Raw genomic sequence first — 25466 nt, 5'->3', positions numbered from 1 at the left:
CCGATCAAGACGGAATGTTCTGTGAGCACCGCCTGGAGATTGCATCGGTGCCGGAGTCGACTGCGCTGCGCCGGTGCGCCGGGTCGGTGCTACAGCAGGCTTGCCTGTGCGGGCAGGTCGATCTCGCCACGCCGCGAGGCCAGCCGATCGGCCAGGCGCGTGGGCTCGGGCAGGCGATGGGCGCGCAGCGTGCGCAAGGTCCAGTCGAGTGCCCCGTGCATCGAGACGCGATGCCCGGGCGAGACGATCAACGGATTGCAGCGCGGCTTGCTGCGCAGTGCCCAGCCGATCTGCGTGCCGCCCAGCAGGATCGGGCTGTGGTCGCCGCGGTCGGCACCGGGCTCCACGAATGTCCCGGCCAGCCGTTGCTTGGCCACGCCGATGCTGGGCAGCCCGGTCACCACGCCGAAGTGCGCGGCGATGCCGAGCTTGCGCGGATGCGCGATGCCCTGGCCATCGACGAACACCAGATCCGGCGTACGCGACAGCAGTGCCAGCGCCTGCAGCAACGCCGGCAATTCGCGAAAGCTGAGCAGGCCAGGCACATACGGCATCGAGGTGGGCACGCGCGCCACATGCGTTTCCAGCGGACGCAAGGTCTGCGCGTCCAGCAGCACGGCGGCGGCCCGTGTGGTCTGGCCATCGTCTTCGAAGCCGACATCGAAACCGGCCAGGAACTGTGGCGTGGCGACGACTTCGTCCTGCAACACCACGCGGTGTGCCAGTTGCTGCTGCAACTGTCGCGCCTGTGCGGCGCTGCCGTCCCAATCGGCGAATACGGGAGCGATGCTGGACATGGCAGCAGCATCGCGCCCCGCACGTGGGCAGATCGTGCACGCCAGCGATGCGCCGGCTGCCGCTACAATCGCAGGCTGATCGGCCCCCAATCGGAGAACCGTAGTGACCCGCAAACTCGTACTGCTGCGCCATGGCCAGAGCCAATGGAACCTGGACAACCGCTTCACCGGCTGGGTGGACGTGGAACTCACCGAGCAGGGCCGCCAGGAAGCCACCGCGGCCGGCAAGCTGATGAAGGACGAAGGGCTGCAGTTCGATGTTGCCCACACCTCGGTGCTCAAGCGCGCCATCCACACGCTGCAGGGCGCACTGAAGGAACTCGATCAGGACTGGCTGCCAGTGTCCAAGAGCTGGCGCCTCAACGAACGCCATTACGGCGGCCTGCAGGGGTTGGACAAGGCCGAAACCGCGGCCAAGCACGGCGAAGAGCAGGTCAAGATCTGGCGCCGCTCGTACGACATCCCGCCGCCGACGATGGACGTCAACGATCCGGGCCACCCCTGCCACGACCGTCGCTACGCCACGCTGGATCGCAATGCATTGCCGGGCACCGAGTCCTTGGCGACCACGCTGGTGCGCGTGTTGCCGTATTGGCACGACGCCATCGCGCCGCAGCTGAAAGCCGGGCAGACCGTGCTGGTGACCGCGCACGGCAATTCGTTGCGCGCGCTGTACAAGTACCTCAATGACGTCTCCAATGAGCAGATCCTGGAGCTCAACATCCCCACCGGCATCCCGCTGTTGTTCGAGCTGGACGACAACCTGCAGGTGCAGAGCTACCGCTATCTCGGCGATCCAGAAGCGGCCAAGCGTGCGGCCGAGGCGGTAGCCAACCAAGGCAAGGCGAAGTAGGCCTATGCCCGATGCGGCGCGTGCAGGCGCGGCGTGGAGTATCCACGGCGCAGCGAGCGCGTTGCGGCACTTCCATCCGGTACGCCGGGTGCTGCGTGGTTCAGCGCCCGGCGTCTCACGCATGCAGGGACGACAGGATGTCCGCCAGACGTAGGCACCAGAAAGTGAGCGCCACCTACTGCCGTGCCTACCTGGTCACGGTAGGGGTTTTGCTGGCAGGCGCCAGCGCTGCATTCGGGATAGTGGCCGCCGGCAGCGTCTCCAGCGACGCACTGCTGGTGGCGCTGCTGATCTGCATCATGGGTGTGTTGCTGCTGGCGTTCGGGCTGTTTGGGCCTTCGCGCCATATGGAATCCTGGGCGGGCGCGGCCTCCGGGCATGAAGTCGCGTTCGTGATGATGCTGCTGGCGTATCCGGTGTATCTGCTGATGGCGCCGTTTTACGCGAGGAAATGACTGCACTCGGCTGCGCGTCCATGCGCCGGAGTGCAGTGCTTGATCGGTCGACGATAGAACATGGTGAATGTCCGCCTGGATGGGGCGCAGATGATCTGTCGACGGCGTTGATGTGTTTTCGATAAGGCGCGGCATCCAACGTCACGCTGTTCTGGTGCCGCTGCAAGCATTTGTGTGGTTGTCTCCCAGACGGCCACCTACTTTTTTCGACTGCGTACGACGCGGTCTTGTGCCTTGGAGAATTCAATGAAGTTGAGCAAGTTCGCCCCGCTGTCGCTTGCGGTGGCCAGTGTGGTTGCGCTATCTGCGTGCGGCGCCTCCGACGACTCCGCCAAGGCGGCGCCCACCACCTCGCGGGCGGTACCGACCAAGGTGGATGTCTCCAAGCTCGATGCGCCGATCGTGGCGTTCGCTAGCGCCGATCTGGATCCGGCCATCAACGCGTGCCAGGACCTCAACGGCTTCGTCAACGCCAAATGGCTCAAGGCACACCCGGTGCCGTCCGATCGCAGCAGCTGGGGCAGTTTCGAAGTACTCGCCGAGCGCTCGTTGACCATCCAGCACGCGCTGGTGGAACAGTTGGCGCGCGGCAATCTGTCGGCCGGCTCGGTGGATGCCAAGATCGCCGACCTGTGGCGGACCGGCTCGGACGAGGTGGCCATCGACAAGGCCGGCATTGCCCCGCTGCAGCCGCAGTTGAAGGCCATCGATGCGCTGACCGACGCGCCTGCCATCGCGGCATGGCTGCGCGACAGCTACGCGCAGGGCCAGGGTTTCGTGTTCTCGTTCGGTGCCAATGCCGACTACAAGAATTCCGAACAGATGATCGCCTATGCAGGGCAGGGCGGCCTGGGCTTGCCCGAGAAGGGCTATTACACCGATCCGGCGCAGGCCAGGATCCGCGAACAGTATGTGGCCTACATCGCGCGCGTGCTGGAGTTGTCCGGCATTCCCGCCGCGCAGGCAGCCACGCAAGCCAAGGCCGTGATGGCGTTCGAGACCCGCCTGGCGGCCGCCTCGCTTTCGCGCATCGAGTTGCGCGACCCGGCCAAGCGCTACAACCCGGTCGATGTGGCCGGTGCCAATGCAGTGACGCCGCACTTTGACTGGCAGGCGTTCTTCACCGCGCTCAAGGTGCCGGCCGGGACGTTTTCGCTGAGCCAGCCAGGCTATTTCGCCGAGCTCGATGCGATGCTGGCCGACACGCCGGTGGAGACCTGGAAGGCGTACCTGCGTTTCCACAGCGTGGATGAGGCGGCGCCGTATCTGGCCAAGCCGTTCGAGCAGGCCAATTTCGATTTCTACTCGAAGACGCTGCGCGGCCAGCAGGACATGCTGCCGCGCTGGAAGCGCACCTTGAATGCGGTCAACGAAGCGATGGGCGAGGCGCTGGGCCAGCTGTATGTGCAGTCCGCGTTCCCCGCCGAATCGAAGGAACAGATGCAGCAGCTGGTGCAGAACCTGTCGGTCGCCCTGAAGGCACGGCTGGAAAAACTCGACTGGATGAGCGCGGGCACCAAGCAGCGCGCGCTGGAAAAGTGGGCCAGTTTTACGCCCAAGATCGGCTACCCGGATCAATGGCGGGATTGGTCCGGCCTGGAGACGCGCGGCGATGGGTTCCTGGCCAACATGCAGGCCGCGCAGGCGTTCAACTACCGCTACATGCTGGACAAGATCGGCAAGCCGGTCGACAAGCGCGAGTGGCATATGACCCCGCAGACGGTCAACGCGTACTACAACGCCACCCGCAACGAGATCGTGTTCCCCGCGGCGATCCTGCAACCGCCGTTCTTCGATCCCAAGGCCGATCCGGCGCTCAATTACGGGGGGATCGGCGCGGTGATCGGGCACGAAATGATGCATGGCTACGACGACTCGGGCAGCCAGTTCGATGCCAAGGGCAACTTCGCTACCTGGTGGACCGATGCGGACCGCAAGTTGTTCACCCAGCGCACCGATCAGTTGGTGGCGCAGTTCGATGGCTACGAAGCGATTCCCGGCGTGCACGTCAAGGGCAAGCTGACCCTTGGAGAAAACATCGGCGACCTGGGCGGCCTGACGGTGGCCTACGACGCCTTGCAGATGGCGCTGAAGGAACAACCCGATGCCAACAAGGACATCGACGGCCATTCGCAGGATCAGCGCTTTTTCATGAACTGGGCAACGGTATGGCGTCGTAATTTCACCGATGGCGAACTGCGTGTGCGGCTGAACACCGACCCGCATGCACCGGCGAATTTTCGCGCCAATGGCGCGCCGTCGAACATGCCGGCATTTGCACAGGCGTTTGCATGCAAGCCCGGCGATGCGATGGTGCGTGCGGACAAGGATCGCGTGGCGATCTGGTAAGCAGGCGTTGGAACGATTGCGTTCGCCGTGGTGGGCGCAATCGTTTTTCCTGGTGCCGGCATCGATCGAGCAGACGCCTGTTTCCAGCGCAGAGAACAATCGTCGAGGCGCGTCAGAAAATCTCGGCGGAATCGCTGCCTGCGCGTCGGCGCCGACGTGGCTTGCGAGCGGTCGCAGCGACGATCTTCAACGCAAAACGCTTGTTTGCAGCATTGTTGGGGCCGCTCGCGTGCCAGCCTGTGCACACGCAGCTACCAGCGCTGCATCTACACTGCGGCGCTGGCAATTTCGGGCCCGGCAGTGACCAAGCGTAACGTCTTCAAATGGATCGGCATCGGCATGCTGGTTCTAGTGCTGGGCAGTGTGCTGTCGCTGTACGGCTATGGCCGTTTTGCCGATCGCCAACGCGGGCCGGTGAGTCACGCGCTGCCGGCGACGGCCGTGACCACGTCGATCGACCAGGCGGTTGCACCTTTGCAGCAGGCGCATGCCGACCGGACCGGCATGGTGATCCTGTCCGACAACATCGATGCGTTTGCCGTGCGTGCGCTGACCGCGCGTGCGGCCGGGCGCAGCCTGGATCTGCAGTACTACATCTGGCACGCAGATTTCACTGGCAACCTGCTGCACAACGAGCTGCTGCGCGCGGCCGATCGCGGGGTGCGCGTGCGGTTGCTGCTGGACGACATGAATATCCATGGCAGCGATTCGGTCCTGGCGGCGCTCGACAGCCACCCGATGATCGAGATCCGTCTGTTCAATCCCACCCGCGCGCGCGAAGGCACGTTGATGCGCGGGGTGGAGATGGTGCTGCGCATGTTCAGCATCAACCGGCGCATGCACAACAAGGCCTGGATTGCCGACGGACGGATTGCGGTGGTCGGTGGGCGCAATGTGGGCGACGAATACTTCGATGCCGCGCGCGATACCAATTTCATGGACATGGACGCTGCCGTACTGGGGCCGACGGTGCAGCAGGCCGAGCGCAACTTCGATGCCTACTGGAACAGCCCGAATGCCTTGCCGCTGGCCGCGCTGGTGACCGCAAAACCGCAGGCGCTGGAAGCGTTGCGCGGCAGCCTGGATGCCGGCATGGCGTCGGCACGCGCGCATCCGTATGTGGAGCGCTTGCGGCGCTCGCCCGGCGTGCATGCGTTGATGCAGGGCGACCGCCCGGTGCATTGGCTCGCGCATGCGCACATCGTGTCCGACCCGCCGGAAAAAGCCGACGGCGCGCAGCCGCAAGCGGACTGGATGACGCCGGTACTGATCGGCGAGATGGCGCATGCGCAGCGCGAGTTGAAGGTGATCTCGCCGTACTTCGTGCCGGGCGAGGAGGGCATGCGCTGGATCGGCGATCTGCGTCGGCACAAGGTACGTGTGAACATCCTCACCAACTCGTTGGCGGCAAACGACGTGGTGGCCGTGCACAGCGGCTATGCCGATTACCGCGTGCCGCTGTTGCAGCAGGGCGTGCACCTGCATGAGCTCAAGCCGATGGGCAAGCCGGATGGAAGCCTGTTCGGGTCCAGCGGCGCCAGCCTGCACACCAAGGCGTTTGTGGTCGACGACACGCGCGGTTTCATCGGCTCGTTCAATCTCGACCCGCGCTCGATGAATCTCAATACCGAGATGGGCCTGCTGTTCGAGGACCGCACCGTCACTGCGGAGCTCGAGCGTCTTTACAACCACAAGGTCAGTGCGGCGGTGAGTTATCGGGTCAGCCTGGAACAGGGCGCGCTGCGCTGGCACGACGATGCCGCGCAGCCGCCGCGCGTCTGGACGCGCGAGCCGGAGGCCAGTGTCTGGCGCCGCAGCGCTGCGAAGCTGCTTGGCTGGTTACCGCTGGATTCGCAGCTGTAAGGCTTGGCGGCGCCTGCGCTGGTCACGCATGTCGAACGCTTACGGTGATGTGGTGCGGCTGACAAAACCGCTGCGCTCGCCGCCGGCCCGGCGCGGCCGGTGCCCGCTGCGGCAGATGGCATGCGGACGCACCGACTGGATCGTGCCGTCCACACCTGGCTGACGACTGCGCGCTAGGGGGCGTTGCCGCGCTTAGTGCATACGGGAACGGGAAAGGGGAGACTCCGCGCGCGCCCGCGCATCGCCTGCAGCGCGTTGCGAAACGGGCTGTGCAAGCAAGGCTGCACGTGCCTGTGCCCAGTCGGGGCGAGGCGCTGCCTGCGGGCAATGCACGGCCGGCAGCAGTTGCAGCGGTGGCTGGCCGCAGTGCGCGTCGTCGACCACACGGACAGCGGGTGCCAGCAATGCAGCACAGCCGATGGTGGCACCTGCCGCGATGACGGGGTCGACAATCACCGAGTCGACACTGACCGGATCGATAAACAGGCCATCGTCAAGATCGCGCGTCGTCATGTTGCACCTCCGGTCCCGGGACGGCGATGCCGCCGCTTCGGGTGACCCGCGCAATGCTGGGTCTTCAACCAGGTTAGCGGCAGCAACGGCGGATCTTTAGGCCGTCGTGGACGCCAACGCAGCGGCAGCGCGGGCTGTGGCCGGAAGACCCGGCCCGCGTGGCGGGCGCCGGACTGCCGCGTGTATCGCGGTCTTGAATGCGCCGCCAGGCGCCAGGCGTGGGCCGCGTTGTGCACGCCCGCGGTCGACGCTACCTGGGCGCCGCAGGCGGTGCCTACTGCAGCTGCGTCACGATCTCCCGCGCCATCGCACCCAGCGGCAGGATGCGATCCGCACCACCGCGTTTGATCGCTTCCTTGGGCATGCCGAACACGATGCTGGTGTGTTCGTCCTGCGCCACCGTGCGCGCGCCGGCCTGGCGCATTTCCAGCAGCCCGGCGGCGCCGTCGTCGCCCATGCCGGTCATGATGATGCCCAGCGCATTGCTGCCGGCCGCACGCGCGGCTGAGCGGAATAGCACATCCACCGACGGACGGTGCCGGTTGACCGGCGGGCCTTCCATCACTTCGACAAAATATTGCGCGCCGCTGCGGCGTAGCAGCAGATGTTTGCCGCCCGGCGCGATCAACGCGCGCCCCGGCATCACCCGGTCGTTGTTGGCCGCTTCCTTCACTGCGATCTGGCACAGGCCGTTTAGGCGCGCGGCGAAGGCGGCGGTGAATTTCTCCGGCATGTGCTGCACGATCACGATGCCGGGGCACACGCGCGGCAAGGCAGTGAGCACTTCTTCCAGCGCCTGGGTGCCGCCGGTCGAGGTGCCGATGGCGACGATGCGCTCGGTGGTCTGCGCCAGCGCACGTCCGCTTTGCGCGGGGAGGATCACGTCGGCGGTGTGCTTGACCTCCGCTTCCAGCGGCACGGCGGCCACGCGTGCGGCCAGGCGCTTGACGTTGGCGCGTGCGGCGCTGCGCACCGTGGCGACCAGTTCGTCGGCAGAATCGGTCAGGAATTGCTTGAGTCCCAGGCGCGGCTTGGTCACCACCGCCACCGCACCGGCGGCCAGGGCATCCATGGTGACGCGCGCGCCTTTTTCGGTGAGCGTCGAACAGATCACCACCGGGGTGGGGCGCTCGCTCATGATCTTGCGCAGGAAGGTGATGCCGTCCATGCGCGGCATCTCCACATCCAGCACGATCACGTCCGGCCATTGCTTGCGCATCTTCTCGATCGCCAGCAGCGGATCGGCCGCGGTGGCGATGACCTCGATGTCGGCCGCGTCGTTGAGCACACCCACCAATACCTGGCGCACCACCGCCGAGTCGTCGACGACCATGGCCTTGATGGAATCGGTGCGGGCACCAGGGCTGGCGGCAGGGCGGTTGAAGGCTGTGGACACAGTGAATCCTTGGCTCAGGCCTTGCGGAAGATCGAGGGTGCCACCTGGACCAGATCGATGTCGAGTTCGCTCAGGCTCTCCGAATGGCCGATGCAGAAATGCCCGCCGGATTTGAGGGTGGCGAGCACGCGCAGGATGACTTCGCGCTTGGTCTGCCCATTGAAATAGATCATGACGTTGCGCAGGAAGATCGCATCGAAGCTCCCCAATGCAGGCAACGCGGCGTTGAGGTTGGCGTGCACGAACTGCACCCGCTCGCGCAGGCGCCGTTCCACCAGCAAGGTGCCGGCATACTCGCCCTGGCCGCGCAGGCAGTAGCGCTTGAGATACGCCTGCGGAATGCCGTCGATGCGTTGCAGCGCGTAATGCCCGGTGCGCGCCTTGGCCAGCACGCGCGTGCTGATGTCGGTGCCGACCACCTCGAACGGGCGCCCCTGCAAGGTGTCGTCCAGCACCATCGCCATGCTGTAGGCCTCTTCGCCGCTGGAACTGGCCGCGCTCCAGCAACGGAACGGCAGCCCGCCGCGATGTTCGCCGGCCAGTTTGCGCAGCAGCTCGAAGTGCTTGGGCTCGCGGAAGAAATAGGTTTCGTTGGTGGTCAGCAGGTCGATCGCGGTCTGAATCTCCGCGCGGTCCTGGCGGCTTTCCAGCAACTGCAGATACTGCGTGTAGTTGCTGAACTGATGTTCGCGCAGGCGCTTGCCCAGGCGGCCGCACAACATGGCTTTTTTACCCGACGAAATGCTGATGCCGGCGGCTTCGAAGATGAAACGCTGGAAGCGGCCGAACTCCTGCTCGGTGATGGCGGTAGCGGTACTCATCGGCTCAGGCCACATCCGCATCGCTGCTGAGCGTGGTGTCGCTCAATCGGGCGATACGCACGGCATGCTCGCGCCACCAGTCCGACAGCATCGGCCCGGGCATCGGCGACCCCATCAGATAGCCTTGCGCCAGATCGCAGCCCAGCTCGCGCAGCAGGCGCCAATCGTCCGGGGTTTCCACGCCTTCTGCCACGGCCGTCAGTTCCAGGCGATGGGCCAGCTCCAGCGTGGATTCGAGCACCGTACGCTGGCTGCGGCTGCGATGCGCGGCCTGCACGAAGCTGCGGTCCAGCTTGAGTTCGGTGAACGGAATGCTGGCCAGACGTTGCAGCGACGAGAAGCCGGTGCCGTAATCGTCGATGGACAGCCCGAAACCGTGCAGGCGCAGGCGCGCGAGCATGCTCAGCGCATTGGCCGGTTCCACGATGGCGCTTTCGGTCAGCTCCAGCACCAGATCCGCCGGACGCAGTCCGTTGTCGCTGAGCTTGGCGCACAGTTGTTCGAGAAAATCCTCTTCGCTGAGCAACCGGGGCGACAGGTTCAACGCCAGGCTCAGCTGAAAACCTTCGCTGCGCCAATCCACCAGTTGCGCAATCGCCTTGTCGATCACCTGCTGGGTCAGGGCGTGGATCAAGCCTTCGCGCTCTGCCAGCGGAATGAAGCGATCCGGCCCGATCATGTCGCCTTGCGGACGACGCCAGCGCGCCAGCGCTTCCACACCGCGCAGGCGGCCATCTTTCAGATCGAGTTTGGGTTGATAGGCCACGCGGATTTCGCCGCGCCGCATCGCGCGGTCCAGGCGCGAGGCCGCCGCGCCGCCGCTGGACATCAACGGCGAGATCGCCGTTTGCACGAAGCTCGGCACGCTGGCGCTGGATTCGGGTTCGCACTCCAGCACGGTGGCCAGGTCCTGCAGGTTCATCGGTTTCTCGATGCCGCCCAACACACGCACGCCGGCGCTGCGGCTGAGCTGCATCACCGCATCGATCAGCGCGCCGCCGCGTTGCGACACCACCACCACCGGCACGTTGTGCTTGCCGCGCGCCAGCGCATCGAGCAGTTGCACGCCGTCCATGCCAGGCATTTCCAGGTCGATCAGCAACAGCGAGGGCGCGGTGGCGTGGACCAGCCAGGCCAACGCGGCGTGGCCATCGACGGCGCCGTCGACCGTGCTGGCGCCGAGCTGGCGACACAAGGCCATGGCGTGCTCGCGTTGCACCACGCTGTCGTCGACCACCAGCACCGGGCCGGTGAGCGTGCAGTTGCAGGAGAGGAGGGCGGGGCGCATGGGAATCCTTGCGTGCATGCGGCAGTCAGGCCGCCAACGTGGCGGCGGGGAGCTGGGCGAGCGCATCGCGGCCCAGTACGGCATCGGCATCGAGCAGGATCACGAAACGCTCGCCGATCTTGCCCATGGCATGGATGAAATCGCGCGAGATGCCGGCGCCGAAGCTGGGCGTCTGGACGATGTCACCCGGTGCGATCTCCAGCACTTCGCTGACCGCATCCACCAGCAGGCCGAGCACGTGGTGTGCATCGCCCTGCGCGATCTCCACGATCACGATGCAGCTGCGCTTGGTGATGGCGCTGGCATCGCGGCCGAAACGCTGCTGCAGGTCCACCACCGGCACCACCGCGCCGCGCAGGTTGATCACCCCGCGTAGCGCCGCCGGCATCATCGGCACGTCGGTGGGGACGCGGTATTCGATGATTTCCTTGATGCCCAGGATGCCCAGGCCGAACATTTCCCCGGCCAACAAAAAGGTCAGGTACTGCTGCGGTGCCGTCGGCGACGGTGCGGTGCTGGTGCTGTGCGCGTGCATCGTCGGCTCCTCAGAAGCTGGCGAACTGCGATTCGTCGATGGTGTCGGCGGTTGCCGCCACCACGCCGAGCTGACGCACGTTGGTGCGGCGTGGCGGTGCGCTGGTCGGCGCGGAGTGGCTGGCCTGCACGACACGGCGTGGGCCGCTCTTGGTGCCTGCGCCGCGCCCGCCATTGCCCAGGCGGAAGAAGCCCATCAATTGCTGCAGCTGCTCGGCCTGCGCGCTCATTTCCTCGGAGGTGGCGGCCAGTTCTTCGGCATTGGCGGCAGCCGACTGCGTGGTCTGGTTCAACTGACCCACCGCGGTATTGATCTGGCTGACCCCGGCGGTCTGTTCTTCGGAGGCTGCCGCGATTTCCTGCACCAGGTCGGAGGTGCGGCGGATCGAGGGCACCATCTCGCCGAGCACACGGCCGGCGCTTTCGGCCAGTTCCACGCTGGAGCCGGCCACCTCGCCGATTTCCTGCGCGGCGATCTGGCTGCGCTCGGCCAGCTTGCGCACTTCGGCGGCCACCACCGCAAAGCCCTTGCCGTGTTCGCCGGCGCGCGCCGCTTCGATCGCAGCATTGAGCGCCAGCAGGTTGGTCTGGTAGGCGATGTCGTCGATGATGCCGATCTTCTTGGCGATGTCCTTCATCGCCACCACGGTGGCGCGCACGGTGTCGCCACCGTCGGCCGCTTCGCTGGCGGCCTTGGCGGCCATGCTGTCGGTGACGCGTGCGTTCTCGGTGTTCTGCGCGATGGAGGCGGTCATCTGTTCCAGCGAGGCGCTGGTTTCTTCCACGCCGGCCGCCTGTTCGCTGGCGGCCTGCGCCAGCGCCTGCGCGGTGGCGCTGACCTCTTCCGAGGCACTGGCCAGGTTCTCGGCGTTGCGGTTGACCTCATCGACGATCTCGGTGAGCCGGCTCATGGTGGTGTTGACGTAGCGCTGCATGTCGGCAAACGCGCCTTCGTAGCGGCCTTCCACGGTATGGGTGAGGTCGCCGTCGGCCATCGCGCCCATCACCTGGATGACTTCGGAAATGCTGCGCAGGTTGCCGCGCGCCCGTTCCACGGTGTCGTTGATGAAGGCCTTCTTGCCCGGCAGCGGCGCCAGCGGCGCATCGAAGTTGCCACGGCCGAACTCGGCCACCACGCCCATCGCCAGCTTTTTGACCGCGATATGCGCGCCGACCATCTGGTTGATGCCCAGCGCCATGCTGCGGAAGTCGCCATCGAAACGCGCGCTGTCGATGATCACGTCGATATCGCCGGCTTCGTGCTCGGCCGACATGTGGTTGATCTCGGCGATCAGTCCGGTGAGGTTGCCGCGCACCTGGTCGATGGTCTCGTTGATGAAGCGCTTCTTGCCCGGCAGCTGCGGCAGTTGTGCGGTGAAGTTGCCGCGACCGAACTCGGCCACGCAGGCGATGGCCTGCTTCTTGACCGCGATATGCCCTGCCACCATCGCATTGATGCCTTCGGCCATGCGACGGAAATCGCCGGTGAAGCGCTGCGTGTCGATGACCACGTCGATATCGCCGCCATCGTGCTCGGCTGCCATGCGGTTGACCTCGGCGACCAGGCCGGTGAGGTTGCCGCGGATCTGGTCCACCACCTCGTTGATGAAGGCCTTCTTGCCCGGCAGGCGTTCCAGCTCGGCGGAAAAATTGCCGCGGGCGAATTCGGCCACGCAGGCCATGGCCTGCTTCTTCACCGCGATATGGTTGGCGACCATGCGATTGATGCCTTCGCCCATGGTGCGGAAGTCGCCGTCGAAACGTGCCACATCGATGCGTGCATCGATTTCGCCGGCATCGTGTTCGCGCGAGACGCGATTGATCTCTTCATTGACGTGGCGGATGCCGCCCTGCAGCTTGCGCAAGCCGCGCAGCACCTCGCCGGCATGCTCGTCGCGTGTCTGCGGCAGGGCGACATCGAAGTTGCCGCGCGAGAATGCGTCCAGCGTGGTCGTCGCCAGGTCCAGCGCGCCGCCGGCGATGCGGATCGCCCACACCAGCAGTGCGCCGCTGATGAGTGCTGCCACGACGCTGGCGCCGAGCAGGGCCGCGTGCGACAGCGTCAGCGCAAAGCCGGCGACGATCACGAGGACGGGCAGGGCCACCGCAAGCGCGGCGGTGAACCATAACTGGGTAGCGATCGGAAGACGGTGTGACATGGCGATGATTCCTGGAGTCAGGTAACAACGAACGACGCGGGTTGTGGGAGCGGGACGACGAACGCTCAGGCCGCCAACGCGTCCTGGTTGGGATGCAACTGTTGAATCAGGCTGGGCACATCCAGGATCAGCGCTACATCGCCGCTGCCCAGGATGCTGGAGCCACTGATGCCCTTGACCTGTGCGAAGACCTTGGACAGCGGTTTGATCACCGTCTGCCATTCGCCCAGCAAGGTGTCCACGACCAGGCCGAAGCGCTGCGTGCCCTGGCGGATCACCACGATGCTTTCGCGCGCCGGCGTCCTGCCGCCAAGGGCGAACAGTTCACGCAGGCGCACATACGGCAGCACGCTGCCGCGCAGGTCGATGTAGTCGCTGGCGTAGTCGGGCATGAATTCCACGCACTCTTCCACCACATCCAGCGGCACCACGAACACGGACTTGCCCACGCCCACCTGGAAGCCGTTGATGATGGCCAGCGTCAACGGCAGGCGCACCGAGATGGTGGTGCCCAGCCCGGCAGCGCTGTCGATCTCGACCGTGCCGCGCAGCGCAGTGATGTTGCGTTTGACCACGTCCATGCCGACGCCGCGGCCGGACAGGTTGGTGACCTTTTCGGCGGTGGAAAAGCCCGGCTCGAAGATCATCGCGAACACTTCGCGGTCGCTGAGCTGGCGGCCGGGTTCGATCAGGCCGCGTTCCAGCGCCTTGGCCAGGATGCGGTCGCGGTTCAAGCCGCCGCCGTCGTCGGTGATCTGGATGACGATGCTGCCGGAGTCGTGATACGCGTTGAGGCCCACCGTGCCGCGTGCGGGCTTGCCACGCGCCACGCGCACGTCCGCCGGCTCGATGCCGTGGTCCATCGCATTGCGCACCAGGTGGGTCAGCGGGTCGCCGATCTTTTCCACCACCGACTTGTCCAGTTCGGTGTCTTCGCCGGCCACGACCAGCGCGATGTCCTTGCCGAGTTCGCGCGCAACATCGTGCACCACGCGCTGGAAGCGGCTGAAGGTGCCGCCGATCTTGACCATGCGCAGCTGCAGGGCGCTTTCGCGGACCTCTTCCACCAGCCCGGCCAGGATCGAGGCCGATTCCAGCAGTTGCGCATCGCCGGTGCGCTGTGCATTGGCGTTGGTGCTGGACACGGCAATGATGAGTTCGCCGACCAGATCGATCATGCGATCGAGCTTGTCGGCATCCACGCGGATCGAGCGCGCATCGTTGTTGCGCCCGCCGGCGTCAGGCGCATTGCGGGCCGGCGCCGAAGCGGCATTTGCCGCATTGGGCACGGCCGCAAGCGCGCCGGCCGGTGTTGCGGCAAGCACCGGCTCGCTGACCAGCAGCGTGGCGGCATCGGTCGGTGCAGGCACTGCAGCGATGTCCAGGTCGCAATCGTCGCGGACGAATTCGAACACGTCTTCGATCGCGGCGCGGTCGGCGTCGCTGCGCAGCAGGATCTGGAAGCCGAGGTAATTGGCTTCCGGGTCGAGGTCTTCAAATCGTGGCAACTGGCTGTAGTCGGTACCGATCGATTCCACCGAGCCCAGGCCACGCAGATTGCGGATCAGCTTGAGCGGCGAGTTGCCGAAGCGCAGCGCATCGGCGAAGAGTTTGAGCGAGATGCGCCAGTAACCGCTCTGTTTTTCGGGCGTGCTGTGCTGGATGGCGGCGGCGGTGACGCCGCAGGCGCTGCCTTGCAGGTAGGTCTGCAATTGCGCCAGCAGCGGTTCGGCTTCGGCAGCCAGCGCATCGGCATCGGCATGGCTGGGGTCGGCGGCGGTCTCCACCAACGCGTGGATATGATCGCAGCACACCAGCAGCAGCCCGATCAGTTCCGAGCTCAACACGAGCGCGTCCTCGCGCACCAGATCGAGCACGCTTTCCACCACATGGGTAAAGCCGACCAGCTGCGGCAGATCGAACAAACCGCCCGACCCCTTGATGGTGTGCGCGGCGCGGAAGATCGCATTGACCGCATCCGGCGAGGAGGCGCCACGCTCGGCTTCGAGCAGATGCCGTTCCATGTCTTCGAGCAGGTCCCGGCTCTCGGCCAGGAAGGTCTGCATCAGTTGGTTCATGTCCATGCGCGCGTCACCAGTCCGTTAGTGAATGTGTTCGCCGAGGCCGGCAACCGCATGCGGATACAGCGCTTCGAGCAGGCCGAGCAGTTCGATCACATCGACCACCGCACGGCTGGAATCGGTCAGCGAAAACGGCCGTCCATCGGCCTGGATCGCCTGCTTGGTGGCCAGCAGCAATTGCAGGCCGGTGGTGTCGATTTCGCTCACCGCCGCCAGATCCAGATGCACGCCACCCGGATGCGCCAACGCCGGCTGCAACAGCGGCTTGAGTTCGGCAGCGCGGCGAATGGTCATCTCGCCCTCAAGGGCAAGCGTCAATGGCGCGGGCAGGTCGGGAGATGGAGTGTTCATTGGTGCCTCGAGCGATGGCGCACGTTGGTGCGATGACGCGGGGGAGAAGGGCGCGGTGACATGGAACTGCGTATGGGTCTGCACGCAGGGTCATGCCGGTCTATGCAGGTATCGGCGCCTAGCTGGAATATTTAGGACAAATTCAGCCGAATGACGGAAATGCGAAATCATCAGCAGTTTTTGAATTAACTGCTCAGCTTTGTCGCAACCAGACTCATAAGGCGTTTGTCCCGGACAGTCCCCTGGACAAGGCACGCGTGTCTAGACGCACGGCAGGGCAGTGCACTTAGCAAGGGCAAGGGTTGCGAGCCCGTTGCGGGTAATGCAGATGGGCGCGACGTGGGAAGAGTCGCGCGCGCACGTCATGCAGACGGTGGCGCTTGCCGGCCTGCATGGTGCCCGGTGTTGTCGAGTCTGTTTGCAACGCCGTCAAACGCAGCGTTGCGCTTCAGCCCGGTGCCAGCGCAGCCATCAAGCCGCGTGCGGCATTGAACCGATCCGCTCCTTCGGGCAGCGGCAGCTTGATGCGCAGTTTGTCCGGGCCATCCATGGTGTAGAGCTTGGGCTGCTTCTGGATCATCTGGATGATGGTCATCGGGTCGATCGACGGCTTGGCCTCGAACACCAGACGCCCGCCATTTTCGCCAAGATCCAGCTTGCGGATGCCCAGCGCGTTGGCCTGCAGCTTGAGCTCGGCAATGGCGAACAGGTGCTTGACCGGGTCGGGCAGCAAGCCGAAGCGGTCGATCATCTCCACCTGCAATTCGCGCAACGCATCGGGGTCGCGCGCACTGGAAATGCGCTTGTACAACGTCAGCCGCGTATGCACGTCGGGCAGGTAATCCTCGGGAATCAGCGAGGCCACGTGCAGCTCCACCTCGGCGCCACGCGCCTCTTCGCCGGCATCCAGGTCGGGCAGCTTGCCCTGGCGGATGCTACGTACCGCGCGCTCCAGCAGCTCGGTGTACAGGCTGAAACCGACCTCGGCCATCTGCCCGCTCTGGTCTTCGCCCAGCAGCTCGCCGGCACCGCGGATCTCCAGATCGTGGGTGGCCAGGGTGAAGCCGGCGCCGAGCTCGTCCATGGAGGCGATCGCCTCCAGGCGCTTTTCCGCATCGGAGGTCATCGAGCGACGATCCGGCACCACCAGGTACGCATAGGCGCGGTGATGCGAGCGGCCGACGCGGCCGCGCAGCTGGTGCAACTGCGCCAGGCCGAAGCGGTCGGCGCGATTGATGATGATGGTGTTGGCATTGGGGATGTCGATGCCCGATTCGATGATCGTGGTCGACAGCAGCACATTGAAGCGCTGCTTCTGGAAATCCAGCATCACCCGCTCCAGCTCGCGCTCGGGCATCTGCCCATGCGCGATACCGATGCGCGCCTCCGGCACCAGTTCGGACAGCTCGCGCTGCATGCGCACGATGCTTTCCACATCGTTGTGCAGGAAGTACAGCTGCCCGCCGCGACTGAGCTCGCGCTGGAAGGCCTCGCGCAGCAGCGCGTTGTCCCAGGCGGTGATGAAGGTCTGCACCGCCAGCCGGTTCGGCGGCGGGGTGGCGATGATGGAGAGATCGCGCAAGCCGGCCATGGCCATATTGAGCGTGCGCGGGATGGGCGTTGCGGTGAGCGTGAGCAGGTGCACGTTGGCGCGCATCGCCTTGAGCGCTTCTTTTTGCCGCACACCGAAGCGTTGTTCCTCGTCGACCACCACCAGGCCCAGATCCTTGAACTTCACATCGGGCTGCAACAAGCGGTGCGTGCCGATGATGACGTCGATGTCGCCGCTGGCGACCTTCTCCAGCTCGGCCTTGATTTCCTTGGTGCTCTTGAAGCGCGACAGCACTTCCACCTTCATCGGGTAGTCGGCGAAGCGGTCGCGGAAATTGCGGTAATGCTGTTCGGCCAGCAAGGTGGTCGGCACCAAGACGGCGACCTGCTTGCCGGCGCTGGCGGCGGCAAAGGCGGCGCGCACGGCCACTTCGGTCTTGCCGAAGCCGACATCGCCGCAGACCACGCGGTCCATCGGCTGGCTGCTGCCCAGGTCGCGCAGCGTCGCATCGATGGCCGCCAGCTGGTCGGCGGTTTCCTCGAACGGAAAGCCGGCCGCGAACGGCTCGTACATCGCCCGGTCCACCTGCAAGGCCAGACCGGCGCGCGCGCGGCGGCGGGCCTGGATTTCCAGCAACTCGGCTGCCACGTCGCGGACCTTTTCGGCGGCCTTGCGCTTGGCCTTGGTCCATTGCTCGCCGCCCAGCGAATGCAGCGGCGCGGTTTCGGCCGAGGCACCGGAATAGCGGCTGATCAGGTGCAGCTGCGCCACCGGCACGTAGAGCCGGTCGCCCTTGGCGTATTCGATTTCCAGGAACTCGCCGGGCATGCCGCCGGCGTCGAGCACGATCAGCCCGCGGTAGCGGCCCACACCGTGATCTTCGTGCACGATCGGCGCGCCTTCGGACAGTTCGCCCAGGTCGCGGATGATCGCTTCCGGCTCACGCCCGACCCGGCGCGTGCGGCGTGGCTGGTTGGCCCGCTCGGGAAACAGCTGGCGCTCGGTCAGCACCGCAATCTGCGGGTCGTCCAGCGCAAAGCCGTCCTCCAGCGCTGCCACGGTGATGCCGAAACGCAGTTTGGGCGCCGCCAGGAAAGCCGGCACATCGGCAACGACATCCGGTTTGAGCTGGGCGGCGGCCAGCACTTCCATCAGCGCTTCGCGGCGGCCGGCCGAATCGGCGGCAACCAGCACACGGCCCGGGTAATGGCCAAGGAACGACGCCAGCGCCTGGCCGGCCGGCGCGTCCTTTGCGGCAACCGGCAGCGGCGGCAACGGTTGCTCGCCGAGCGCGGCGGCCTCGTCGATGCGCGCGTGGTCGCTGGCCCACACCTCGATACGCGCCAGCTTGTTGAGCCGCTCGCGCAATGCGTCTGGCGATTGATACAGCTCGTCCGGCGGCAGCAGCGGGCGTTCCACATCGTGGCGGCGCTGCTCGTAGCGATTCTGCGCCTGCGCCCAGAACGCATCGGCTGCATTGGACACGCCAGTGGCGACCAGCGGCAATACGCGCTTGTCCAGATAATCGAACAAGGTGGCGGTCTTGCTGAAGAACATCGGCAGGTAATACTCGACGCCCGACGGCGCCAGGCCTGATTTCAGATCCTGATACAGCGCGCTGCGGCGGGTATCCACGTCGAAACGTTCGCGCAGGCAGGCCAGCACCCGCTCGATGCTGGCATCGTCCATCGGCACTTCGCGGCCGGGCAGCAGTTTGACGGCATCGACTTTGTCCAGCGAGCGCTGCGATTCGGGGTCGAAGACGCGGATCGAGTCGATATCCTCGTCCAGCAGCTCCACCCGCAACGGCGTGGATTCGCCCATCGGAAACACATCGAGCAAACCGCCACGCACGGCAAAATCGCCCGGGTCCATTACCTGCGGCACGTTGCGGTAACCGGCGCTTTCCAGTCGGCGTTTTTCTGCATCCAGATCCAGCCGCTGCCCGACCTTCAGATCGAAACTGCCGCCGACGATGTAGCTCAGCGGTGCCAGCTGCTGCATCAGCGTCTGCACCGGCACGATCACCACGCCACGGGTCAGGCCGGGCAGGCGGTGCAGGGCGGCCAGGCGCTGGCTGATGATTTTCGGGTGCGGGCTGAACTGGTCGTAGGGCAGGGTCTCCCAATCGGGGAACGGAACCACCGGCAGCGTCGCATGCTCGCCGAGCAAGGCATGCAGATCCGCCTCGATCTGATGCGCGCTCTGGTTGTCGCGTGCGATCACCAGCAGCGGACCGGTATGCGCCTCGGCGGCCCGCGCGATCGACCAGGCCAGCGCAGTCGGCGAAGACGGAGCGCGCCAATAGGCGCGGAGCTGGCCGGACTTGGGCAGCGGCGGAGAGGGGAAAGTGGTTGGCGACGGCATCAGCCGGCGATTTTATCAGAGCGGCCGCTGCGGCCGGTCCATCCGGCGTGAAACCCGGCCCCGGCCGCCTGCGCGCAAGCGCGCCACAGAGCCCTGCCTTACGCATCGACCTGCTTGTAGCGGGCACCCCTGGCAAGCAACCGGTTGGACCAGATGCAGGCGGGAGCGCAGTCGAAAGCCTAGTCAAAATCCCGGTCGGTCGAGAGCGCGGTGCCCTCACCGCTTGCGGGACACGCCGCAATTACGTCCCTGTAGGCTCGGTGGCGGCATCCATGCCGCCACACGGTCCCGCAAGCGGCGAGGGCACCGCACCAGACAGTTGGTCGGCGGCTTTCTTGAAGGCGTGTTGTTCGGCCTGCGGTGGCAGGCGGGACGTTTTCAGGTTGCGCGTTAAAAAGCCTGTCTGTTGCTCGGCTTGCGGTGGGAAGGTGGTGGGAAGCCGGTCGACGCACACGGATCCAACCAGCGCATGTCATGCCTTGCTCTTAAATTAGGCACACCGACCATCTCGACGGGTCCTTGCCCGCCCACCGTCGCGTAAGAGCCTCCATGGACGGATTCACGGCGTGTCCTGCGATGGTGGCGGGCAAGGGCCCGGCAGCCAAGCCGCAGATCAACCGCTCCAAGCCGCTTCACGAATCCCAAATCCCGAATCCCCAATCCCAGCCCCTCAGGCATCCAGCTCGAGCACCATGCGCACCAGCTCCGGCGAATCCGGATGCGCCTGCGGCTTGAAGCCCAGCGATTCGGCCAGCTGCAGCATCGGCACGTTGCTTTGCAGCACGTCGCCGAACAGGCAGTCCAGATACTTGCGGCGCGCCCACTTCACCAGCTTGCGCATCAACTGCCGGCCCAGGCCCTGGCCGGCGACGAAGCTGCTGACCAGGATGGTGTATTCGGCCTGGCGGGTGCCGGGCACCAGCGCCGCACGCGCCACTGCGCCCACCAGGGCTTCGCCCGGGGGCAACTGCTCGGCGGCGACCAGCACGATCTCGGTCTTGGGATTGGGATGGGTCAGGCGCTGCACCATCTCCGGGGTGATTTCGGCGGAGGAGCGCACGAAGCGCGCGCGGATTTCCTCCGGTCCCAGCAGGCTGAAAGCCCCCTGCAGCGGCGGGCCGTCCTCGGGACGGATCGGGCGGAGCAGAAGGGTGCGGCCATTGGGCAGGCTGAAGTTTTCATGCCAGGGGGGCATGCGATTGCGAATGGCCATGACCGGTGTTCCTTAAAGATCGGAAGATTCTGGCACCAGCCCGGCGCGCAACCGTGAATGAATCCGGTGCGCCGCAGAGGGCCAACAGGGGGTGGCAGTGCTTCCCACGCAACTGTAACGAGCCGAGCCGTGAGCCAGTCGTGAGAGTGTCGGGACAGGCGCTGGCCCGGTGCGGTCAATCCACGTCCGGGCGGCGACGCGGCAACCGGCGATTCTGCGCGCCATCCCGGCGGCCGGGCAGTCAGTCCGGAACAGCCCGCGCTGGCATGCAGCGCATGCCGCGAGTCGGCACCAGGGGCCTGGCGTGGTGACAGTCAGCGGCCTGCCGGCGCATGCCGTCCCGCTACCTGGCCGCCACGGCCACGGCGACGGCCGGCGGCGGATCAGGCGTCCTGCCGCAGCCACTCCAGCCGGGTCGAGGCGCCGGGTTCGCCCAGGTGCTTCTTCAGCACCGGCAAGGCCGGCGCCAGCACCTGGTCGAACTGCCAGGGCGCGTTGACGATCAACAGCCCGCTGCCGGTCAGGCGCAGCGGCGAGTCGTCCGGGCGTACCTGCAGCTCGGCCACCAGCACCGACTTGGCCGGCAGCGTGGCGGCCTTGCGCATGAACGGCTGCAGGCTGCGGCGCAGCTTGATCGGGTACCAGACCATGCAGATCGCCTGCGGCCAGCGCGCCAGTGCCTCGCGCACGCTGTGGATGATCTGCTGGTACTCGGCGTCCTGCGACTCGTAGGGCGGGTCGATCAGCACCAGCCCACGGCCGATCCTGGCGTCGCCGGCACGCGGCGGCAAAAACGCGCGGATGGCGGCATAGCCATCGCCGGCATGCACGCGCACGCGGCTGTCCTTGGCGAACAGGCCCTTGAGCGCCTGAGCCTCGTCCGGCTGCAACTCGCAGAACGCCATGCGGTCCTGTTCGCGCAGGGCCTGGGCGGCCAGCAGCGGCGAGCCGGGGTAATGATTGAGCTGGATGCCGGCCGTGGGGCGCGCCGGCTTCTGTCCGGGCGTGGCGGGGCGGGCAACGCTCTGGTTGTCGGCCTGCACGGCGCGCAGGTAGCGTTCGACCACTTCAGGCAAGGTGGATTCGGCCATCAGTCGCATCACGCCATCATCGGCCTCGTTGGTCTTGCGGCTTTCTTCGCCGCCGAGTTGGTAGCGGCCGCGCCCGGCGTGGGTGTCGAGCACGAAGAACGGCGTGTCCTTGCGCTTGAGGGTGTCGATCAGCGCCAGCAAGGCGATGTGCTTGAGCACGTCGGCATGGTTGCCGGCATGGAAGGCGTGGCGATAGTTCATCCGGGAAGTGTAGAGCGTGCGCGGCCCTTTGCGCTGCGCGCTGGTATGCGGCGTGGCGGGATGTGCCGGCGGCATGGCCGTGAGGGCGGCACGCCAGGATGGCGGCGGCGCCCCGGCCAGCTTTCGCCAAGGCCTGGGGGCTTCTACGGCCTGGCCGCACGCGCGCTATTGGCCGCACCGGCATGCGGCTATGCTGCGCGCCATGTCCGACACTTCCGTCCGCGTGCTCGTCGTCGAAGACGAAGCCGCCATCGCCGATACCGTGCTCTACGCGTTACGCAGCGAAGGCTATGCGGCCGAGCACTGCCTGCTGGGCCGCGAGGCACTGGCGCGGCTGCGTGCCGACCCGGCCGATCTGGTGGTGCTGGATGTCGGCCTGCCGGACATCAACGGCTTCGAGGTCTGCCGCACCCTGCGCAGTTTCAGCGAGGTGCCGGTGATCTTCCTGACCGCGCGCAACGACGAGATCGACCGCGTGCTCGGGCTGGAACTGGGCGCCGACGACTACATGGCCAAACCGTTCTCCCCGCGCGAGCTGGTGGCGCGGGTGCGCGCACGCCTGCGCCGCCGCAGCGTGGCGGCAGTGGCCGAGCCGGGCTGGCAGCCGCATGGCGCGTTCGCGATCGACCGCGAAGGCAGCCGCATCCGCTATGGCGATGCCTTGTTGCCGCTGACCCGTTACGAATACGCGCTGCTGGCCGCGTTGCTGCAACGGCCCGGTGCGATCCTGAGCCGGGCGCAGTTGATGGATCGCGGCTGGGATGCCAGCGCCGACAGCGCCGATCGCACCGTCGATACCCATATCAAGACGCTGCGCGGCAAGCTGCGCCTGGCCGGCGTGCCGGCCGACCCGATCCGCACCCACCGTGGCCTTGGCTACGCACTGGAGCTGTAGGCGATGGGCCGGTCTGCGCATGCTGGGTTGAGCGGAGCGGCGCGCTGACATGCGGCTAGGTCTCAAGCTGTTTCTGGGGTTTTTCCTGATCGTGGGCCTGGCCGCGTTCTTCGTGATGCGGGTGTTCGTCAACGAGGTCAAACCGGGCGTGCGCCAGGCGATGGAATCGACGTTGGTGGATGCGGCCAACGTGCTGGCGGAAATGGCCAGCAGCGACCTGGCCGCAGGGCACATCGTCGACGGCCGTTTTGCGCGCAACCTGGCGCAGGCGCAGCAGCGCGACCCCAAGGCCTGGGTGTGGCGCTTCCGCAAGAACCATGTGGATTACCGCGTCACCGTGACCGACGCGCGCGGCGTGGTGGTCTTCGATTCGCTGGGCCGCGACGTGGGCCGCGACAACTCGCGCTGGAACGATGTCTACCGCACCTTGCGTGGGGAATACGGCGCGCGTTCCAGCCCGGAACTCGATGGCGATCCGGCCGCAACGGTGATGCATGTGGCTGCCCCGATCTACGCGCCCGACCAGCCCGGCAAGTTGATCGGCGTGCTGACGCTCGCCCAGCCCAATCGGAGCATCGACCCGTTCATCGAGGCCAGCCAACGCAACATCCTGCAGCGCGGTGCCTGGCTGATCGGCATTTCTGCATTGATCGGCGTCCTGATGACGTGGTGGTTGATGCGCGGCATCGGCCGGCTCAACCGCTATGCGCAGGCCGTGAGCGCCGGCATCCCGGTGCCGCCGCCCAAACCGCGCGGCGATGAAATCGGCGACCTCGGTCAGGCGCTGGAAACCATGCGCCGCAAGCTGGAAGGCAAGGCCTACGTCGAGCATTACGTGCAGTCGCTGACGCATGAAATGAAAAGCCCGCTGGCGGCGATCCGTGGCGCATCGGAGCTGTTGACCGAACCGTTGCCGGAAGCCGATCGCCAGCATTTTGTTGCCAGCATTCGCGCGCAGGAACAACGGCTGACCGAAACCATCGACAAGCTGCTCGCGCTGGCCGAGGTGGAACAGCACGGCTGGCTGCAGACGCGCGAGCGCATTGCCGTGGCCGGCGTGCTGCAGGCGGCGTCGGAGGCAGTGGCGCCGCGCGCCACCGCGGCGGGCGTGCAACTGCAGGTTGCCGCGCTGCCCGATTCGGCCGGCGAGCAGTACATATCCGGCGACGGGTTTCTACTGCGTCAGGCGTTGATCAATCTGCTGGAAAATGCAATTGCGTTTTCGCCCCAGGGCAGCAGCGTGCTGCTGCGTGCGCAGATGGACGCAGGGCAATGGCGGCTGTCGGTCGAAGACAGGGGCAGTGGTGTGCCCGATTACGCCATCGAACGCGTCTTCGAACGCTTTTACTCGCTGGCGCGCCCACAGACCGGGCAACGCAGTTCCGGCCTCGGCTTGCCCTTCGTGCGCGAGGTGGCGCGCCTGCACGGCGGCGATGCGGCGCTGGGCAATCGCGACGGTGGCGGTGCGATTGCGACCCTGCGCTTGCCGATCGGCTAAGCGCAGCTGACACGACGCGAGCCTGGTCAGATGGGATGGCCAATGCGCAGGAGCCAGGAAGTGCACGTGCTACATGCTGATTGCACGCGCCGGCTGTGCAGTCGTCTTGGCAACGGCTGGTAGCGGCCCGGTCGAACTTCGTGCAGCAGTATCTCGCTGAGAACAGCGGCCTCCCGGTGCGGAATGCGGCATGCGCCAGCGCACATGCCGTATCCGTATCAGCCGCGCATCACAGCGCGCATCCGCAACGCGCTAATGCACCACGTCGGCGCCGATGACGTCCTTGGCAACCACTGACCAAGACAGCTTGCCAAACCCCTTGTTGCCCCACTCGGTGCCCCAGCTGTTCTCCACGATCAGCCCATCGCTGTCGTAACCCAGTGCAATCACCGCATGCCCGCCCAGGATCGGCGTCTTGATGTCGTAGTCGACCTGGTTGCTGGGTGTGAGGTCCTCGAAACCCTGCCGGACATAGAAGCCGATGGCGACCGGCGTGGACGCGGCCAGTGCAAGTTTGATCTGCTCGATCAGCGGTCGCCCGCCATTGCCATCGCCTGCATACAGCACGGTGTATTTGCGATAAGGCGTGGGGTTTCTGGCCGCGTTGGCGCGGTCGGCGGCGGTGGGCGGGTTCTTCCAGTTGTAGTTGCCCCACGAATAATGCTGTTCGGTGTCGATACCTTGCGCCAGTGCGACATCCAGTGGAGCTTCCAGCGTGGAGCCTTCATCGACACCGCCGTTGACCTGGCTGTAGAGATACATCGGCGCAAAGCGGGTTTGCGCCTGTTTGCTGGCGTTGGCATACCAACCGGTCAGGGTGTGCGCGGTGGCCCATGATGCGCAGGATCCCACCTGGCCTTGATCGCCCGGTGCGATCGCCCAGGCAGTCAGGTCCACCGATGCGGGAAGGGGTTTGGCCGCACTCGCGGATCCGAACAACGGGGTGACCGGCTGCATCAACGCCGATGGTTTCAAACCCATTCCGTGCATTGCCGCCTGCGCCGCAGCGGAGGACAAACTCAGGGCGGCGAGCACGCAAAGCGCAAGTGAACGTTGCTTGTTCATGGAAGGCAGACTCCAGATGAAAAGAGGGATGCAGTTGCGCGCACGTTTGAAACCACTGCCGGCAAGCTGGCACGCGGGTGGAATGGCACCAATGCGGTGCACGCAAAGGACGAGGACGAACGAC

The 25466-nt window shown here is 66.0% G+C and carries 19 protein-coding genes; 6 read left to right on the top strand and 13 right to left on the bottom strand.

Annotated elements, in window-relative coordinates; genetic code table 11:
• Positions 1 to 89: 89 nt before the first annotated feature.
• Complete coding sequence (gene nfi / locus FHY18_RS04210) at positions 90 to 797, bottom strand: deoxyribonuclease V (protein WP_259151594.1); 708 nt, start codon at positions 795 to 797, stop codon at positions 90 to 92.
• A gap of 103 nt (positions 798 to 900) precedes the next feature.
• Here nfi and gpmA point away from each other — a divergent pair, with 103 nt between their 5' ends.
• The 4 genes from gpmA (at position 901) to FHY18_RS04190 (ending at position 6317) form a co-directional block, all read left to right on the top strand.
• Positions 901 to 1650, top strand: coding sequence for a 2,3-diphosphoglycerate-dependent phosphoglycerate mutase (gpmA, locus tag FHY18_RS04205; protein ID WP_259151593.1), 750 nt, complete (start codon positions 901 to 903; stop codon positions 1648 to 1650).
• A 137-nt stretch (positions 1651 to 1787) separates the two neighbouring features.
• Positions 1788 to 2105, top strand: coding sequence for a hypothetical protein (locus tag FHY18_RS04200; protein ID WP_259151592.1), 318 nt, complete (start codon positions 1788 to 1790; stop codon positions 2103 to 2105).
• 246 nt (positions 2106 to 2351) lie between these two features.
• A complete protein-coding gene (locus FHY18_RS04195) occupies positions 2352 to 4454 on the top strand; it encodes a M13-type metalloendopeptidase (protein ID WP_259151588.1) in 2103 nt (700 codons plus the stop codon).
• Positions 4455 to 4754: 300 nt separating this feature from the next.
• Positions 4755 to 6317, top strand: a complete 1563-nt coding sequence (locus FHY18_RS04190; RefSeq protein WP_259151587.1) for a phospholipase D family protein — start codon at positions 4755 to 4757, stop codon at positions 6315 to 6317.
• A 192-nt stretch (positions 6318 to 6509) separates the two neighbouring features.
• Here the strand turns inward: FHY18_RS04190 and FHY18_RS04185 are convergent, their stop codons facing one another.
• The 11 genes from FHY18_RS04185 to rlmJ all read right to left on the bottom strand — a co-directional run bounded on the left by FHY18_RS04185 (position 6510) and on the right by rlmJ (position 21884).
• Positions 6510 to 6830 carry a hypothetical protein gene (locus FHY18_RS04185; RefSeq protein WP_259151584.1) on the bottom strand — a complete coding sequence of 107 codons (321 nt, stop codon included), beginning with the start codon at positions 6828 to 6830 and terminating at the stop codon, positions 6510 to 6512.
• Positions 6831 to 7104: 274 nt separating this feature from the next.
• A complete protein-coding gene (locus tag FHY18_RS04180; RefSeq protein WP_259152491.1) occupies positions 7105 to 8244 on the bottom strand; it encodes a chemotaxis response regulator protein-glutamate methylesterase in 1140 nt (379 codons plus the stop codon).
• Positions 8241 to 9047: a protein-glutamate O-methyltransferase CheR gene (locus FHY18_RS04175; RefSeq protein WP_259151583.1), complete on the bottom strand. Its 807-nt coding sequence runs from the start codon at positions 9045 to 9047 to the stop codon at positions 8241 to 8243. Before FHY18_RS04175 ends, FHY18_RS04180 begins: the two co-directional genes overlap by 4 nt.
• Before the next feature lie 4 nt (positions 9048 to 9051).
• Entirely contained in the window at positions 9052 to 10335 is a 1284-nt protein-coding gene (locus FHY18_RS04170; RefSeq protein WP_259151580.1) for an EAL domain-containing response regulator, read from the bottom strand.
• 25 nt (positions 10336 to 10360) lie between these two features.
• Positions 10361 to 10870 (bottom strand): chemotaxis protein CheW, encoded by a 510-nt coding sequence (locus FHY18_RS04165; protein WP_259151578.1) that lies wholly within the window; start codon positions 10868 to 10870, stop codon positions 10361 to 10363.
• A gap of 10 nt (positions 10871 to 10880) precedes the next feature.
• The gene (locus FHY18_RS04160; RefSeq protein ID WP_259151575.1) at positions 10881 to 13028 is read right to left on the bottom strand and encodes a methyl-accepting chemotaxis protein; all 2148 of its coding nucleotides are present in this window, start codon (positions 13026 to 13028) and stop codon (positions 10881 to 10883) included.
• A 65-nt stretch (positions 13029 to 13093) separates the two neighbouring features.
• On the bottom strand, positions 13094 to 15112 hold the full coding sequence (locus tag FHY18_RS04155) for a chemotaxis protein CheA (protein WP_259151574.1): 2019 nt from the start codon (positions 15110 to 15112) through the stop codon (positions 13094 to 13096).
• A gap of 18 nt (positions 15113 to 15130) precedes the next feature.
• Positions 15131 to 15460 carry an STAS domain-containing protein gene (locus FHY18_RS04150; RefSeq protein WP_055849799.1) on the bottom strand — a complete coding sequence of 110 codons (330 nt, stop codon included), beginning with the start codon at positions 15458 to 15460 and terminating at the stop codon, positions 15131 to 15133.
• A 448-nt stretch (positions 15461 to 15908) separates the two neighbouring features.
• Positions 15909 to 19379, bottom strand: coding sequence for a transcription-repair coupling factor (mfd, locus tag FHY18_RS04145; RefSeq protein WP_259151572.1), 3471 nt, complete (start codon positions 19377 to 19379; stop codon positions 15909 to 15911).
• A 670-nt stretch (positions 19380 to 20049) separates the two neighbouring features.
• Complete coding sequence (locus FHY18_RS04140) at positions 20050 to 20592, bottom strand: GNAT family N-acetyltransferase (RefSeq protein ID WP_055849802.1); 543 nt, start codon at positions 20590 to 20592, stop codon at positions 20050 to 20052.
• 383 nt (positions 20593 to 20975) lie between these two features.
• Positions 20976 to 21884 (bottom strand): 23S rRNA (adenine(2030)-N(6))-methyltransferase RlmJ, encoded by a 909-nt coding sequence (gene rlmJ, locus FHY18_RS04135; RefSeq protein ID WP_259151568.1) that lies wholly within the window; start codon positions 21882 to 21884, stop codon positions 20976 to 20978.
• Positions 21885 to 22074: 190 nt separating this feature from the next.
• Between rlmJ and creB the strand changes: the two genes are divergently transcribed.
• On the top strand, positions 22075 to 22779 hold the full coding sequence (creB, locus tag FHY18_RS04130; RefSeq protein ID WP_259151567.1) for a two-component system response regulator CreB: 705 nt from the start codon (positions 22075 to 22077) through the stop codon (positions 22777 to 22779).
• A 49-nt stretch (positions 22780 to 22828) separates the two neighbouring features.
• A complete protein-coding gene (gene creC / locus FHY18_RS04125) occupies positions 22829 to 24277 on the top strand; it encodes a two-component system sensor histidine kinase CreC (protein WP_259151565.1) in 1449 nt (482 codons plus the stop codon).
• Positions 24278 to 24529: 252 nt separating this feature from the next.
• Here creC and FHY18_RS04120 read toward each other — a convergent pair whose 3' ends face one another.
• Positions 24530 to 25342 (bottom strand): C1 family peptidase, encoded by an 813-nt coding sequence (locus FHY18_RS04120; protein ID WP_259151564.1) that lies wholly within the window; start codon positions 25340 to 25342, stop codon positions 24530 to 24532.
• Positions 25343 to 25466 lie beyond the last annotated feature (124 nt).

It is taken from the genome of Xanthomonas sp. 3793, assembly GCF_024806835.1.
Taxonomy (GTDB): domain Bacteria; phylum Pseudomonadota; class Gammaproteobacteria; order Xanthomonadales; family Xanthomonadaceae; genus Xanthomonas; species Xanthomonas arboricola_F.
Note: the sequence above shows the minus strand (reverse complement) of the source record. Positions and strands in the feature narration are given on the sequence as shown.

Coding starts and splice junctions, on each gene's coding strand:
- nfi (WP_259151594.1), bottom strand. CDS start 797: ATGTCCAGCATCGCTCCCGTATTCGCCGATTGGGACGGCAGCGCCGCA.
- FHY18_RS04200 (WP_259151592.1), top strand. CDS start 1,788: ATGTCCGCCAGACGTAGGCACCAGAAAGTGAGCGCCACCTACTGCCGT.
- FHY18_RS04195 (WP_259151588.1), top strand. CDS start 2,352: ATGAAGTTGAGCAAGTTCGCCCCGCTGTCGCTTGCGGTGGCCAGTGTG.
- FHY18_RS04185 (WP_259151584.1), bottom strand. CDS start 6,830: ATGACGACGCGCGATCTTGACGATGGCCTGTTTATCGATCCGGTCAGT.
- FHY18_RS04175 (WP_259151583.1), bottom strand. CDS start 9,047: ATGAGTACCGCTACCGCCATCACCGAGCAGGAGTTCGGCCGCTTCCAG.
- FHY18_RS04170 (WP_259151580.1), bottom strand. CDS start 10,335: ATGCGCCCCGCCCTCCTCTCCTGCAACTGCACGCTCACCGGCCCGGTG.
- FHY18_RS04165 (WP_259151578.1), bottom strand. CDS start 10,870: ATGCACGCGCACAGCACCAGCACCGCACCGTCGCCGACGGCACCGCAG.
- FHY18_RS04160 (WP_259151575.1), bottom strand. CDS start 13,028: ATGTCACACCGTCTTCCGATCGCTACCCAGTTATGGTTCACCGCCGCG.
- FHY18_RS04155 (WP_259151574.1), bottom strand. CDS start 15,112: ATGGACATGAACCAACTGATGCAGACCTTCCTGGCCGAGAGCCGGGAC.
- FHY18_RS04150 (WP_055849799.1), bottom strand. CDS start 15,460: ATGAACACTCCATCTCCCGACCTGCCCGCGCCATTGACGCTTGCCCTT.
- mfd (WP_259151572.1), bottom strand. CDS start 19,379: ATGCCGTCGCCAACCACTTTCCCCTCTCCGCCGCTGCCCAAGTCCGGC.
- FHY18_RS04140 (WP_055849802.1), bottom strand. CDS start 20,592: ATGGCCATTCGCAATCGCATGCCCCCCTGGCATGAAAACTTCAGCCTG.
- rlmJ (WP_259151568.1), bottom strand. CDS start 21,884: ATGAACTATCGCCACGCCTTCCATGCCGGCAACCATGCCGACGTGCTC.
- creB (WP_259151567.1), top strand. CDS start 22,075: ATGCTGCGCGCCATGTCCGACACTTCCGTCCGCGTGCTCGTCGTCGAA.
- creC (WP_259151565.1), top strand. CDS start 22,829: ATGCGGCTAGGTCTCAAGCTGTTTCTGGGGTTTTTCCTGATCGTGGGC.
- FHY18_RS04120 (WP_259151564.1), bottom strand. CDS start 25,342: ATGAACAAGCAACGTTCACTTGCGCTTTGCGTGCTCGCCGCCCTGAGT.